The organism is Actinomadura graeca (assembly GCF_019175365.1).
Taxonomy (GTDB): Bacteria; Actinomycetota; Actinomycetes; order Streptosporangiales; family Streptosporangiaceae; genus Spirillospora; species Spirillospora graeca.
Genome location: NZ_CP059572.1, coordinates 4,597,046 through 4,611,330 on the forward strand (window position 1 = coordinate 4,597,046; position 14,285 = coordinate 4,611,330).

The 14,285-nt window shown below is 71.0% G+C and carries 11 protein-coding genes; 4 read left to right on the top strand and 7 right to left on the bottom strand.

The annotated features are described in order from the left end of the window. Nucleotides 1–108: 108 nt before the first annotated feature. Both AGRA3207_RS20355 and AGRA3207_RS20360 read right to left on the bottom strand, forming a co-directional pair. Nucleotides 109–4,884: an HD domain-containing protein gene (locus AGRA3207_RS20355; RefSeq protein WP_231328636.1), complete on the bottom strand. Its 4,776-nt coding sequence runs from the start codon at nucleotides 4,882–4,884 to the stop codon at nucleotides 109–111. Nucleotides 4,885–5,012: 128 nt separating this feature from the next. Beyond that, nucleotides 5,013–5,762, bottom strand: a complete 750-nt coding sequence (locus tag AGRA3207_RS20360; RefSeq protein ID WP_231328637.1) for a M15 family metallopeptidase — start codon at nucleotides 5,760–5,762, stop codon at nucleotides 5,013–5,015. Nucleotides 5,763–5,924: 162 nt separating this feature from the next. On the opposite strand from AGRA3207_RS20360, the gene AGRA3207_RS20365 reads away from it, so the two are divergent. After that, complete coding sequence (locus AGRA3207_RS20365) at nucleotides 5,925–6,350, top strand: hypothetical protein (RefSeq protein ID WP_231328638.1); 426 nt, start codon at nucleotides 5,925–5,927, stop codon at nucleotides 6,348–6,350. A 48-nt stretch (nucleotides 6,351–6,398) separates the two neighbouring features. On the opposite strand, the gene AGRA3207_RS20370 is transcribed toward AGRA3207_RS20365, so the two are convergent. Continuing rightward, nucleotides 6,399–6,860 (bottom strand): MarR family winged helix-turn-helix transcriptional regulator, encoded by a 462-nt coding sequence (locus AGRA3207_RS20370; RefSeq protein ID WP_231328639.1) that lies wholly within the window; start codon nucleotides 6,858–6,860, stop codon nucleotides 6,399–6,401. Between the two features lie 195 nt (nucleotides 6,861–7,055). On the opposite strand from AGRA3207_RS20370, the gene AGRA3207_RS20375 reads away from it, so the two are divergent. Both AGRA3207_RS20375 and AGRA3207_RS20380 read left to right on the top strand, forming a co-directional pair. Beyond that, nucleotides 7,056–8,069, top strand: coding sequence for a pirin family protein (locus AGRA3207_RS20375; RefSeq protein ID WP_231328640.1), 1,014 nt, complete (start codon nucleotides 7,056–7,058; stop codon nucleotides 8,067–8,069). A 245-nt stretch (nucleotides 8,070–8,314) separates the two neighbouring features. Next, on the top strand, nucleotides 8,315–9,508 hold the full coding sequence (locus tag AGRA3207_RS20380; protein WP_231328641.1) for an ATP-binding protein: 1,194 nt from the start codon (nucleotides 8,315–8,317) through the stop codon (nucleotides 9,506–9,508). 970 nt (nucleotides 9,509–10,478) lie between these two features. Here the strand turns inward: AGRA3207_RS20380 and AGRA3207_RS20385 are convergent. Both AGRA3207_RS20385 and AGRA3207_RS20390 read right to left on the bottom strand, forming a co-directional pair. Next, nucleotides 10,479–11,342, bottom strand: coding sequence for a MauE/DoxX family redox-associated membrane protein (locus tag AGRA3207_RS20385; protein WP_231328642.1), 864 nt, complete (start codon nucleotides 11,340–11,342; stop codon nucleotides 10,479–10,481). Further along, nucleotides 11,336–12,430, bottom strand: a complete 1,095-nt coding sequence (locus tag AGRA3207_RS20390; protein WP_231328643.1) for a hypothetical protein — start codon at nucleotides 12,428–12,430, stop codon at nucleotides 11,336–11,338. Before AGRA3207_RS20390 ends, AGRA3207_RS20385 begins: the two co-directional genes overlap by 7 nt. Before the next feature lie 324 nt (nucleotides 12,431–12,754). Between AGRA3207_RS20390 and AGRA3207_RS20395 the strand changes: the two genes are divergently transcribed. Then, on the top strand, nucleotides 12,755–13,237 hold the full coding sequence (locus tag AGRA3207_RS20395; RefSeq protein ID WP_420830913.1) for a SigE family RNA polymerase sigma factor: 483 nt from the start codon (nucleotides 12,755–12,757) through the stop codon (nucleotides 13,235–13,237). A 220-nt stretch (nucleotides 13,238–13,457) separates the two neighbouring features. Here the strand turns inward: AGRA3207_RS20395 and AGRA3207_RS20400 are convergent, their stop codons facing one another. Beyond that, entirely contained in the window at nucleotides 13,458–13,907 is a 450-nt protein-coding gene (locus AGRA3207_RS20400) for a hypothetical protein (protein WP_231328645.1), read from the bottom strand. Beyond that, the gene (locus tag AGRA3207_RS20405) at nucleotides 13,904–14,170 is read right to left on the bottom strand and encodes a hypothetical protein (protein ID WP_231328646.1); all 267 of its coding nucleotides are present in this window, start codon (nucleotides 14,168–14,170) and stop codon (nucleotides 13,904–13,906) included. Before AGRA3207_RS20405 ends, AGRA3207_RS20400 begins: the two co-directional genes overlap by 4 nt. Nucleotides 14,171–14,285: the final 115 nt, after the last annotated feature.

The following is a 14,285-nucleotide window of genomic DNA, read 5'->3' on the forward strand; positions in this document are numbered from 1 at the left end:
GGGCAGGTCCCGTCGATCTCCAAACCTTCCTGTGTCTCCGTGACTCTGAACCCGGTTTGCGTCGGGAAGCCCGTTTCGATGTACGCGCGGTCACGGTGATGGTCAATGTCAGGCAACAACGTCCTCCAGGTCGAGCGCGAACAGCGGCGCGTACAGCCGGAGCCGTTCGACGATCCACGCGGCGGTCTCGCCGGTCTCCTCGGCGGCCCGCTGCACGTGGTCCCGTGTCACCCGTCCCGAGATGGCGGGCGCGTAACCGTCGAGGTGCTCGGTGAGCAGCAGCAGGTCCTGCCAGCGGACGACGTCGCCGGGGCATGCGTCCACCGGATACGCGAGCACCACCCCGATCGGTTCCAGCCGCTCCAGCCGCCGGTGCGCCTCCCAGGCCGGCCAGCCGAGCCGTCCCGCCGTACGCACCAGGAGCAACGGGTCGAACTCGGAGAGGGCGATGGGGCGCTCGTCGCGGTCGTAGGCGACCAGCATGTCCTCGTCGTACTCGTCCGGGAAGATCTCGTCGAGGCGCTTCGCGGTCGTTTCGTCCAGTTCCGGGACGGGTGCTCCGATACCGCGGTAGGGAGCCAGCATCGCGAGGAACCCTCCCAGCGAGCGGTTGAACGCGATGGCACCCTCCACGATCTGAGCCGGCTGGAGAAGCCATACCGGCCTCTCCCGCCATCGCCCTTCCTGGCCGACGAGCGCGCTGCCTATCTCGAAGAAGGGCGTCAGTTCGTGACAGCCCGGGGCGACGTCGGGGACGTCGGCGTCCGGGAAGGCGGCGAGGAGTGCCTTGCGCGCCTCGCCGATAGAGCAGAACATCTGCCGGGCCATTTCGGTGAGCTCCGCCGGTGTCACCGGCCCGTCCGGCCCGCAGAACGGTATGAGCGCGCGCGCCGTCGCGGCCGTCCGCTGCGATACCCGGGGCCCATGGGAGTACGTGGCGATGGCGATGAACGGCGGCGTCTTGGAGCCGACGAACGGGAACTGGTAAAGGAACATGCGCATCAGGTTCGTCTCGATGAACCTGACCTCTTCGGGTCCCGGCAGGGCATCGGGGAGACCGCCGATGTCGGGACGCCGCAGGAACCCCTTGTCCTCCAGGGATTCGAGCCCTTCATGCACTCTGTGGAACGTGTCACCGGCCCGGCCCGCGATCAGTAACAGGGCGAGAGGGGTGAGGTGCTCGCCGAGGGTGTACACCTGCCGGAGCGCCTCGACCTCCATCGACGTGAGCCCACCGGGGTACCGGTCCCGTCCGGCCACGGTCACGCCGAGCGGGGCGAGCCTGTCGCAGAGCGTGAGCACCTGGTCGACCTCGCGGCCCAAGGCGGCGCTCGCCTGCATCACATGGGCCGGTGTCAGGGGCCCCTCGATCCACGGCGGCCCGCCGTTGACCTTGACGGACAGGAGGGTGACCTCGGCGTTGGTGCACGTGTAGCCGGCCAGGTCCCCCAGATCCAGGTCGGGCGGAATCCAGTCGGCCGGGGCCAGCCTCGCCGCCCGGTGCAGGACCTCGCCCAGGCTCTTGTCCATGGCGCTGGACGCCGCGACGAGCCAGCCGGCGACGTTCCTCCGCGGCGGGCCCCCCGGCGGTGACCATGCCGCCAGCGCGCGGAACAGGGGGACGTCGTCCTCGTCCTCGCAGGTCACCGGGATGGACGGGCATTCGCGCAGATGACCGAGGTCCAGACCGGTGATCGAATAGCGCCGCAGCCGCCGGAGCCGTTCCGCGGCGGTCTGATCCGGATGCGCGAGCGCGAGGAGCATGTTGTCGACGCTCACCGGGTTGTCCCAGAGCTGGTGCGAGAGCTTGTCGAGCAGCTTCGCGTCGATCGGGTCCACCACCGGGAAGCCGTCACTGGCGGAGGCGATCGCGTGCTCCCGGACGTTCGCCTTGGACACGACCAGCGGCTCCCACTGACCCGCACGCCAGGCACCGAACCAGCGGCTGAAGTACGCGTTCCGGTCCGCGAGGTCGTACAACTTCCTGTCGGCCGGAAGGCAGCCCACCTTCCTGACCGGGACATCGGTGCTCTGCCCCCAGGAGATCCCGATGCGCAGCCGGACGTCCTCCTCCACCAGGTACTCGAAGATCTGCTGGGCGACCTCGGGCGCGGACTCGGCGACCTGCCACAGCCAGGACACGGTCAGGCCGGGCCACTCCACCAGGGCGGGCAGCGACTCCTCGATCCGGTCGCGGACCCACTCCTTGTCCCACTTGCGGAGCTTCTTGCGGTCCACGGTGAACTGGGGACGGCGGGCGTCCCGGAGGTTGACGATCAGGCCGAAGACCTTCTCGTTGGTCCGGATGCCGTCGGCGGCGAGACCGCCCTCGCCCGACACCCACCACAGGTCCTCGCCGTGCTTCAGCGACTCCGCCGCCTCGTCCTGGTAGCGCAGCTCACGGGGCTCCCACACCTCCGTGGCGGAGCCGTCGGCGGCGACCTCCACGTGGAAGTCGGAGATCCACAGCAGCTTGCGCATCGTGGTCAGGACCGAGACGCTCTCGTCCTCCTCGGGGGTCAGGTAGAGGCGGACGCGGGTGCCGCCGTGGCGCAGCTGGTCGTCCACGGAGGTGATCTGGAACAGGCTCCCGCTGCTGGCGATGTCGACGCAGTGCGCCGTCCCGGCGACGTTCCCGTTCTTGTCGACGGGGCGCGTCACCACCGTGATCTCGTCGGCGAGCATGAAGTAGCTGAAGACGCCGACACCGAACTGGCTGTTGGAGACGAGCTGCAACGGCGGGTCCAGCGTCTGCCAGGCGGCCTGCTCGGAGCGGAACGACTCCTTGTAGACGAACCGCTCCCCGGCGGCCGCGAAGACCTGCTTGAGGGTGTCGATGTCCATCCCGACACCGTTGTCCTCGCATTCGACGTACTCGCGGCCGTTCTCGTCGGTGCCCTGCCTGAACCGGATCCGGCCGCTCCACTCGCCCGTCTCCTTCTTGAGGGCCCGCAGCCCCCGGAGACGGATGTCCCGGTAACGGCAGGCGTCCAGGGCGTTCTGGTAGAGCTCGCGGATCGACAACGCGGGATCGTCGTAGAGCTGGCGGCCCATCAGAAGCTCGCGGACCTTGTCCTCCGCGAGGCGGAAACGCGAGAGCGGGACCTCGAAGGCGCGGGTGCCGTCCGAGCGCGTCTCCGGGCGCAGGCCCTTGTCGCCGAACCCGGCGGGCAGCGCCGCCGAGACCTCCTCGTCCAGCGACAGCCCGGCGATGGAACGACGCGCCTCGGCCGCCCGCGTGACGACGTCCTGGAAGGCGGCGTGCTGGGCGGGATGGTGGCACGACATCTGGAGGTCGAGGACGTCGCCGCGGCGCACCCAGCGCAGGCGCTCCGCCGCGTTCTTCACCGTGGGCAGGGACAGCTCCATGCGCGTGCCGATGTGGTCGGCGAGCACCGGCGGCATCCTGCGCAGGTCGGCGGCGAGGATGCCGCCGAGCCAGAGCAGCGCGGCCACGGATCTCCACCGATCGTCCATGTAGGGCGCGGAAAGGCCGTCCAGGACGAGCGAGTCCGCCGGGCCGGCGCCGACCGCGCGCAGCAGGACCTCCACCAGCTTGGGCAGCTCACCGGGCGCCATGCCCCGGGCGTGCCCGCTCAGCAGGCGCGCGCCGCCCCGGTGGCAGTCGTCGGCGGCCGCGCTCTGCCACACCGACTGGCGGGTGGCGAGCCACTGGTGGACCAGCCACATCGCGAGCGCGTTGCCCTGCTCGACCAGGTCCCGGCGTGCCAGCCCCTCGGCGCGGCGGACCATTTGCTGGTGCATCTCGTGGGTGAGCTCCAGGTCGGTGCGGGCGCCGTCCTGGTAGGTGCGGGTGTAGTCCGTCGGGGCGACGGTCGCCGCCAGCCGGACCCCCTCGGCGATGACCACCTCGCGTAGGAACGGCGCGGCGACCAGCAGGGCCGCCTCCGCCGGGGTCAGGAGCGGGCGGTCGCCGAGCAGCAGCGCGGCGCCTTCCAGGACCCGGACCGGATAGTTCCGGTCGAACCACGGGTCCTCCTCGATCCCGGTGCGGCGGCGGAGCGCCTCATAGGAGTCGCGGCACCTGCGGGCGCAGCGCTCGACCAGCGTGAGCACCTGCTGCCGGACGGCTTCCAGTCCGTGCTCGTCCTGTCCGCAGCGCCCCCACAGCCCCGAGTCGCGGACGGCGCGCCCCCACGCGCCGGCGAGCTCGTCGCCCTCGCAGATGACGACGTCCTTGGCCTCGGCCAGCATCGAGGGGTGCCGGACGCCGGGCGATTGCCGCAGATCCTCGTTCCGCGCGGCCCGCCGCCGCACCTCCTGGGTCACCTCGTCGACGACCTGGCCGAGCGTCCGGGCGGGATGGCGCCGGTCGAGGACCTGGGCGAGCGCCTGGGTGAAGACGCTGCCGGTCTCGGTGTAGTGACAGCGCTGGCCCGCCTCGCAGCCGGTGACCAGGACGAAGGAGCCCTCGGCGGGGAACGGCACGTGACCGCCCGCCGGACCGGGTTCGCGCGCCGGATCGTCACGGCAGGCGTCGACGAAGAAGACGACGAGCCGGGCCTTGCAGCCGGTGAGGTCGGCCGGGACGACCGGCACGAGCGTGTCGGTGTCGGACGCGTCGGCGTCGCTCGGCACGAGGTAGTCCCGGCCGTCGGCACTCACCCCGTGGCCGGAGAAGTAGACGAGCAGCACCCCGCCGCTGGGGACCTGCTCGCATGCGGTCCTGATCCTGCGCCGGATCCGCGTCAGCGTCGGCTCGTCCTTGCCGCCGTCGAGGCCGAACGCCGTCACCACGTAGCCGGACTGTTCCAGGGCGGTCCCGACGCGGTGCACGTCGCTGCGCACCACGTCGTCGATGTCGCTGAAACGCCCGTCATCGCATTGGGGGACCCCGATGAGCAGCGCATGACGCCCAGCCACAAGCGACCCCCAGCCTTCTCGTCCCGCGATGCACGACTTTATCCGGCTACGGTGCTGAGAAAGGCGGATCTTTACGCACTGGCGCCCCCGAGCGCGCGGTCACCTCCGCCGGGGGCCGGGACCGCGGGTCAGCGGCCTGAACTGGAGAAGTGCTGGTAGTCCTTCGCGCCGCTCCACTCGCCGCCCCAGCCCCACCCGATCGAGGCGAACGCCTTGACCACCTTGTCGCCCGCGTGGATGACACCGGGTGCGCGGCTCTTGCGGTTCTTGTACTTCGCGCAGTCCTTGTGGGCGACGTGACCGTCGGCGTAGACGTAGGGGTTCTCGCAGGTGTTGAGGTCCACCGCGAGCCCGTAGGCGTGCTGGGAGAACGAGGTCGAGCCGGTCGCGTTGCGGCAGTTGAACGCCGAGGTGTTGCCGGCCTCGATCGAGTCGAAGTCGCTGCCCTTGTAGACGTCGACCGGCTCCATGCGGCGGATGGGGTAGCGGATGTCGTACAGCCGCTTGAAGACCTTCACGAGATCGCGGGCCGCGCTCGCGTTGACGACGAGCCTGCCGTCCGGGTGCGTCTTGCCGTCCATCCCCCAGTAGGTCATCTCGATCATCCGGAGCCCGGACGGCGGGACGGGGCAGCCCCGGCGCCAGGAGTACTTCAGGTCCGCGGCCGTGACCCTCGTGATCTCCGAGCGGAAGCCCTCCGGCACGGTCGCCGTGGCGGACGCCGTGGGCCCGGTGGGCGCGCCGGTCGCGGTGGGCGGGGTGGTCGGCCCGCTCTTTCCGGGCTCGCCGGATCCCCCGCCGCATCCGGTCGTGACCAGCGCGGCGGTGATGAGCGCGGCCGTGGACGCCGCGACGTGAAAGGGCCCTCTGCCTGGCATCTTTGCAGGATCGCATGCCGGGTGCCCTTCGCGTTGGACCTTGGATTCGCTAACGTGCGAGGGAGGGGCGTGTCCGCCGAACGGGGCCGGGGCGGGCGCGTCGTCGATGTCGTCCACCCGCCGGGCATGTCATCCGGTGCCCACCGGCCCCAGGGAGCCGGCATGGCGGAAACTCCGGAAAGGGACTTCCCGAGCCTCGAAGACGACATCTTCGCCGTCGCGCACAACGTCGAGGTCGATCAGGGACAGGCGCAGCCGCGCATTCGGCTGGGGTCGATGCGCGCCCAGGAGTTCGCGGAACGCGCGCGGGCGCTCGGCGACGGGCAGATCGGCGCGACCGCGGCCGGGTTCGGGATCTTCATCTTCGTCGACGCGGTGATGATGTGGGCGCCGCTGATGATGAGCAGGCGGCCGAGCCTGCTGCCGCAGTTCGTGACGCTGCTCGTCCTGGCGTTCGGTCTCGGCGGGCTGCTGGTCTGGAAGGTCGGCGGGCGGTGGAGGCCGTTCGGCATCGGCATGATGCTCGCCTGGGTGTTCCTGACGCTGGTGTCGGTCGGCTTCCTCACCGGCCTCAGCGTCACCCTTTGACGGCCGTCTCCCGTCACCTCGCGGTGACCTCATGGTGGCCGGGCGGTGTCATCCCGTCGCGCCCATGCGCTTGAGGACGGCGCCGAACGCGCGGCCGATCGCTTCGAGGTCGCCCGGCTCGACGGCGTCGATGAAGTAGGTGCGGACGGTCTCGACGTGGTCGCGGGCGGCCCGCTCGAGCGTGGCGAAGCCCTCGTCGGTGAGATGGGCGTAGACGCCGCGCTTGTCGTTGGGACAGCTGTCGCGCATGACCAGGCCCTTGGACTCCAGGCGCGAGCAGGTGTGGGAGAGGCGGCTGCGCGACTGGCTGGCGTTGTCGGCGAGCTCGGCCATCCTCAGCCGCCGCTCGGGGGCCTCGGAGAGCCGGACGAGGATCTCGTACTCCGAGACCGACAGCCCGTGCTTGGTCTTGAGGTCGCGGTCCATGATCTCGGTGAGCCGGACGCTGCCGTCGACGTAGGCCCTCCAATGGCGCTGCTGGGTGGCATCGAGCCAGCGTGGTTCACTCATGAGTGAAGTATACGGCATTGTTGAAGCTTCAACTAATTCGGCCGGTGTCATGGTGACGGAACGCCGCGCGTCGCCGCCCGGCCGGGGAAATAGTTGAAGTATCAACTACGTTGGTACGGACGACGCTCCGACCGGAGCGAGCAGTGCGACCGCCCCCGGCGCGAACAGGGCGGCCGCGGAACCGAGGAGGCACCCATGCCCGCCGTGACCGCCGACCCGCTGACCCTGCCCCGCCTGCCCCTGCTTCCCGAAGGCGACACGGACTGGCGCCGCGTCGCGAAGGTCGTGACGGCGAAACGTCACCTGGAGGGCGAGGGCTTCCAGGTCCGGCGCCCGTTCCCCGGCATCGACCTGTCCCTGGCGGACCCGTTCCTCCTGCTCGACCACATGGGCGCGGTGGAGTACGCGCCAGGGGAGGCGAAGGGCACCCCGTGGCACCCGCACCGGGGCTTCGAGACCGTCACCTACATCATCGACGGCGCGTTCCAGCACCAGGACACCACAGGCGGCGGTGGCCTGATCTCCGACGGCGCCACCCAGTGGATGACCGCCGCGTCCGGGATCCAGCACATCGAGCAGCCGCCACCGGACCTCGTCGCCAAGGGAGGGCTGTTCCACGGCGTCCAGCTGTGGGTGAACCTGCCGCGCGCGCAGAAGTGGGTCGAGCCCCGCTACCAGGACATCGAGGCGCGGGACGTCAGGCTGCTCGCCGCGGCGGACGGCTCGTCCCTCGTGCGCGTGATCGCGGGTTCCCTCGCCGGGTACGACGGCCCGGGCGTCACCTACACGCCGATCAACTACCTGCACGCGACCATCGCCCCCGGCGCCCGCCTGACGCTGCCCTGGCCCCGCGAGTTCAACGCGCTGGTGTACGTCCTGTCCGGGCGCGGTACCGCAGGTGCCGAGGAGGCCGCGGTGGACGAGGGGCAGCTGGCGATCTTCGCGGGCTCGCACCACAAGGGCTCCGGCGACGGGCTCGTCGTCCGCGCGGCGGACGTCCAGCCGCAGGCGAGCTCGGCGGGCTGGGAGATCCTCGTCCTCGGCGGCCTGCCCATCAGGGAGCCGGTCGCGCGCTACGGGCCGTTCGTGATGAACACCCGCGAGGAGATCGCCCAGGCGTTCGAGGACTTCCAAGCCGGGCGGATGGGGACGATCCCCGCCGCCACGCTGCCGCACCGGACGTCGGAGGACGAGCCGCTCGGAGGCTGAGCGCCGTTCACTCGCGGGATCCGGGTGACGGGGCGGACGGCATGCGCTAGTGTGTTCGAATAGTCGAACAGAGATTCGACTGGCTTGTTCGGACGTTCGCCCCGGGAGGCGACATGGTGGCGACGGTGGCCGCGCAGCAGGTTCGCCCCACCCGGCGCGCCGCGGGCTCCTGCGCCGCGACACGCCGCAGCGGTTTCTACGCAAATCTACGGCCTCAGCTATATCGCCTCATAGAGTCCGAGAGCGTGGACCCCGTACGCAATCCCTACGCCCCCGGGGCCGGGCAGCGCCCTCCGGAGCTGGCCGGCCGCGACCGCGAGCTGAAGCAGTTCGAGGTCGTGCTGGAACGGGTGGCCCGCGGCCGCCCCGAACGCAGCATGATCATCACCGGTCTGCGCGGGGTGGGCAAGACCGTGCTGCTCAACGCGTTCCGCTCGATGGCGATCCAGCGGCTGTGGGGCACCGGCAAGATCGAGGCGCGGCCCGACCAGTCGATCCGGCGGCCGGTGGCCTCGGCTCTGCACATGGCCGTCCGGGAGCTGGCGCCCCGCCATCGCGCCCCCGACCGCATCGAGGAGTTCCTCGGCGTGCTGAAGGCGTTCGCGCAGGCCGGTCCCGAGCCGTCCGCGAAGGGCAAGGCGCGCGCACACCGCTGGCAGCCCGGCATCGACGTCCCCGCGTCCCGGGGCCGCGCCGACTCCGGTGACCTGGAGATCGACCTCACCGAGCTGTTCGTGGACGCGGCGTCCGTCGCGACCGACGTCGGCGCCGGCATCTCCCTGTTCGTGGACGAGATGCAGGACATCCCCGCCGACGACATCTCCGCGCTGTGCGCCGCCTGCCACGAGCTGTCGCAGGTCGGCGGGCCGCTGATCGTGGTGGGCGCCGGGCTGCCGCACCTGCCGGCCGTGCTGTCGGCCAGCAAGTCCTACTCCGAGCGGCTGTTCCGCTACGCCCGCATCGACCGCCTCGACCGGGAGTCCGCCGACGTCGCGCTGCTGGCCCCGGCCGAGCGCGAGGAGGTCACCTTCACCGAGGACGCCCTCGACGCGCTGTACGGCGCCGCCGACGGCTACCCCTACTTCGTCCAGGCGTACGCCAAGGTCGTCTGGGACGTCGCACCCGACACCCCCATCACCGCCGACGACATCAAGGTCGCCGCACCGGAGGCCGAGAGCGAGCTCGCCGTCGGCTTCTTCGGCAGCCGCTACGAACGGGCGACCCCGGCCGAGCGCGACTACATGCGCGCCATGGCCGGGCTCGGCGACGACCCCGTGCCCACCGCCGCCGTGGCCGACGAACTGGGCCGCAAGCCGTCCAGCCTCTCACCCGCCCGCGACGGGCTCATCAAGAAGGGCCTCATCTACAGCGCCGAACGCGGCATGGTCGCGTTCACGGTGCCCCACTTCGGCAAGTTCCTCCGCTCCCAACTGTATTGATCACACCCGACCCCAGGGGCTCGGCGAGCGCCACATCGCGTCGCGCTCGACCCAGCAAGACCTCGCCTCCAGCTTCGTCCCAGCGGGGACAGCGCGCTCACGCAACGCTTGATCCACGACCCGGTCAGGGAGCCAGAGGAGAATATTCGGCTTTCTAGCATCTGAGTTAGATGGCCGAAGATTCCCCTCACCACCCTTCTGGATCTTTATAAGCCTCTCTAGGCCACAAGCTAGGGAGGTGTATACACCCCCAGACGTTCACCCCGACAGCGAGCGAGCTACCCCACGCCCGCGTCCGGCCCATGAACGCGAGCAATCTCTAACCCCCTATTGGACAAGTCCAAGACAACCTTAGAGAGCGCCAGAGGCTAGAGACACGCAGCAACCATGGACGGCCCTGGAGACCCCGCCACCAGCACACAACGGCGAGCTCCCCGACGACCCGCGAGTCCTGAAGGGGCAGCGCCCTTCCTACGCGGCGCCCCAGACGGACGAACAGCAGGCACGCCCAACAAGCGGCACCATGTCGGACGCGTCCCACCAGCAGGCGGGCGCCCAAAGAAGCAGCGCCACCAGCGGTCGCACCGACAACGGGCCGCGCGTCCAGGGGCCCGCGTCGACAGCAGGCAGCCCCCGGCAAGAGGCCGCGCCGCTGACCGGGGGCTGTGGGTAAGCCGCACCGCGGGCGGGCCACTCCTCCACACGCTGTTGGCCGGGGCGCTCGTCCACGTGGCGCCAGCAAATAGGCTGCGCCCGCGACGGAGGGCGCCGCAGTGGGCCGCGCCAACGGCGGGTGCACCGCGGACAGGCCGTCCGTCTGATCGGAGTACTGCGCGCGGCCCTACCCGATTTCGGCGGCGGCTCTACTCCTGGACGGGGCGCTGCGGAAGCTAGGTGGTTCGTCCGACAACTGACGTCGCTTCGGCATGTTGTCGGCGATTGGGGCACCAGTGGGAGGCGGGGAGTGGGGTCACAGGAGGGCGGTTAGGGGGCCGGTGGGTGCTTCGTCTGGTTGTACTAGGGCGGAGCGGACGGTTCGGTCGCGCTCGGCTGTGGAGACGGCGAAGACGATCTCCATGTCGCGTCCGTCCACGCGGGCCGGGTACGAGACGAACCGCCAGCAGCCCTCCCGCCACACGTCCAGGGGGACGGCGCTGGTGACGATGTTCTCGTGTGCGAGCCAGGCCCGGCTTCCGTGGAGGGTCGCGTACGTCTCCGCGAGGGGGCTGCGGCGCCGGGCGCACGGCATGACCGGGCGGCCGTGCCGGCCCGGAAGGCCCCGCGCCAGCCCGCCGCGCTCCAGCAGCGCCGACAGCTCCGGCGACAGCGCGGCGAACAGCGCGAGTTCCATCACCAGCAATAACCCGACCTGGGCGGGGACGTCGCGCAGTACCTGCAGCCCCGCGAGCGGCGCGCCGAGGGAGACGACCGCCGCGACCGTGAACAGCACGGCCCGCAGGACGCTGCGCACGCCGACCCGCTTGCCGCTCAGCCCGCCGAAGCAGCCGCAGCCCGCGTCCGGCCTGTGGACACGCAGTTCGCCGACCACCCAGGTCGCCGCCGCGAACGCCACCGTGGTCGCCAGCCGCACCGACAGGTGCGATGTCACCAGGAGTGCCAGGCCGAGGAGGCCCTCGCCGAGGCCGAGGCCGACGTTCATGCCCCGGCTGCGGCGCAGGGCCGTCAGCCGCGCGAGACCGGCGGGCACCGGCACGCCGTGCACGTGGTCGGGGGCGTCCGTCGCGCGCTCGCGGACGGTCAGCTTCGCCAGGCACGCCGCCAGCAGGACCGCCGCGAGGAGCAGCACCTGCGTGTTCTGGATCGACGTCACCATCGTCCCGCCCTCCCGCGGCCCGCGCCCGCGGTGCCCGCCGCCGGGACACCGGGTCGCACGACCGCGTTGAAGCACCCGGCCTCAAGGTCGCCGCCGAGACCGGCGAACGCCTGCGGGGTCAGCTCGACGATCCGCCCGCGCGGCGAGGTTCCGCATTCCACGCAGCGGTCGCAGTAGCGGGCCGCCGCGCACCCGCACTCGACCACCGGCAGTGTCGCGGCCCGTCCGCTGCACTCGTTGTGGACGGTGACCTCGCTCCCGAGGGACAGATAGGGCAGCGCGACGCACCCGGACGGGGCGTCCACACACCCCCCGGCGTTCCCTTCGGAATCCACCGCCGGGTATGCCACCCCGTCCTGTGGACGCGCGAGGGCTTCCTGGCCTACGCCGGACCCCCTCTGCCCGGCGTGGGACCAGGCGCCCTCGTCATAGCCGCCCCGGGGAGCCGTCAGGCCGGTGCCGACGAAACCGAACCAGGTGGCCGTCCCGTGCGGCGCGTCCGGGACGGGCGCGGACGCCTCGGGCCCGCCGAGGTCGTCGGCCCGGTAGCCGGGCTGGGACGTGCCGGGACGGACCGCCCTCGGGCCGTCCGCCGAACGGACGCAGATCACGTCGATCAGGTAGCCGGGCTCCAGGCGCGGATGCCGCACCAGCACCCGGCCGAGGGCGTGCGGGGGGACCACCACATGGGCATTCCCTCGGTGCGGTCCCATGTCCACCTCCACGGTGTTCCGCCCGCACGCCAGGATCGTGCCGGTGACCCGCCCGATGTCGACCCAGACGCGGTCGGCGCCGAGCCCGTCCTCCCGCGGCCGCACGATCGCCCCGCGACCCGGCCGGAGTGCGGCGAGGCCCCCGCGCCCGCCGTACCAGACCGTCGTCGTCTCCGTCATCGGCAGCCGCACCTCGCCACCGCCCGGGCCGGCGGTGCGCAGGACGAGCAGGTGCGGGCTGGCGTCGAGGATCATCCCGGTCACGACGTCCAGCGGAGGGCCGTCCCGCTCCGGCAGCCCGGCGCGCGGGGACCCCCCGAGGACGGCCTCGCGGTGTCGGCGGCGCCTCGCTGCACGGGGGCTGGAAAGCGGCATGGCGGGGACTCCGGGGTCGATCATTCAACTCGCGGCCACATTTGTTAGGACGGCGAGTCAAGCTTCACGCGCCGTGACGCTACAGTCGACGGATTTGTCGCGATAAGTCGTCGGACGGAGGACGATCTATCCACGTCGGTTGAAGATTATGCACTGGTTGACCCGAAAATATGTTTACAGTAGACCCATAATTACGCTCCGACTGCGATCGTCAACTGTACCGGGAGCGCCCGCAGTCAAGATCGAGAAGGGTCACGGCGGCTCCACGACCCCTGGTTCGGTGGTGACGTGAACAGCACGCGGCACGAGGAGTTCCGCGAGTACATGGCGGACCGCGGACCCGCCCTGCTGCGCGCCGCCACCCGCCTGACCAGGGACCGGGGCGAGGCGGAGGACCTCCTCCAGGCCGCCCTCGCCAAGACCTACCTCGCCTGGGACCGCATCACCGACCGCGCCGCCATCGACGGCTACGTCCGCCGCGCCATGGTCAACACCCAGATCTCCTGGTGGCGCCGCCGCAAGCTGGAGATCTATCCCACCGACGAGCTTCCCGACCGCCCTGTCGACGACCACACCCGCCGCAGCGAACTCCACGACGCGCTGGGCCGCGCACTCCGCCGCCTTCCCGAACGCCAGCGGCTCACCGTCATGCTCCGCTATTACGAGGACATGTCCGAAGCCGAGATCGCCAGGGTGCTCGGAGTCAGCATCGGGACGGTCAAGAGCACCGTCTCCAGGGCGATGAGCAAACTCCGCGACGACTTCTCCTGGGGAGACGAGCCCCCGCCCCCTCCGGCCGCGCGGTAACCCACCGGACGGACGGGCTCTGGCACGGCGCTCGCGTGCGTGGTCGTGCGGGAGGGGACCGCGGCGACGGCGGCGCGGCTCAGGGAGTTCCTGGCCGGGCACGTCCCGAGATGGCAGCTTCCCTAGCGCTGGTCGTTCATCTTCCCTAGCGCTGGTCGTTCATCGACGAGGTGCCGAAGACCAGCGTCGGAAAGTTCTCCAAGAAGACGCTGCGCGGCCGTTACGCCGATGGAGGGCTGAACGTGGTGCGCGCCGACTGGATCGCGTCCCGCCACGCGCCGAGGAAGTCCGCGTAGCCCGCGGCGAACGCGTCGATGTCGTCGGCGGCCCCGGTGAGGTCGTAGGTCACCTCGGCGGAGCCGTCCCCGGCGAGACGGACGGTCACCGTCCCGGCGCGGTGCCCCGGCGTGATCCGGGCGTAGGAGATGTGGCGGCCGCGTTCGCGCGCCACGACCACCCAGGTCGTCGTGACGCCGTCGCGGACGGTCTCGAAGACCGTCCCCGGTTCGGTGTCGTCGCCGGTCGCGGCCGGGAAGAGCGGATGCCAGCCCGGCACCCACCGCTCCTCGCCACGGGGGGTGAAGAGCGCGAACGCCTCATCAGGCGGCAGGCCGGTCTCCACCCGGCCGGTCATCCTGCGCCGGACGGCGGGCGACGGGAGGCCCGTCATCGCGGCCCCCGCCCGGTCCGGGCCTCCTCGGTGAGGCGGTGGGCGTCGGCGGCGGTGAGCGTGAGCCCGTAGACGTCCTTGAGCTGCTCGATCTTGCGGAGCGTCTCCGACGAGAACGGCGCCTTCCCCTCGAACGCGTGCAGCGCGATGCCCTCGACGAGGTCGCCGAGCGAGATGTCCAGGTACTCCGCCAGGCCCTTGAGGACCTTCAGGACGTCGCGCTCGACGCGCAGCCCGGTCTGGACCCGATCAACTGTTACCATGGTAACAAGATAACATCTTCGTCCGCCGTCGTCACCCAGCGGCGCCATATACCACCCAGCGGTCACCATTGATGTCGTTTTCGGAGGATCATGTGGTGTTCGAGGGGTGAGCGGG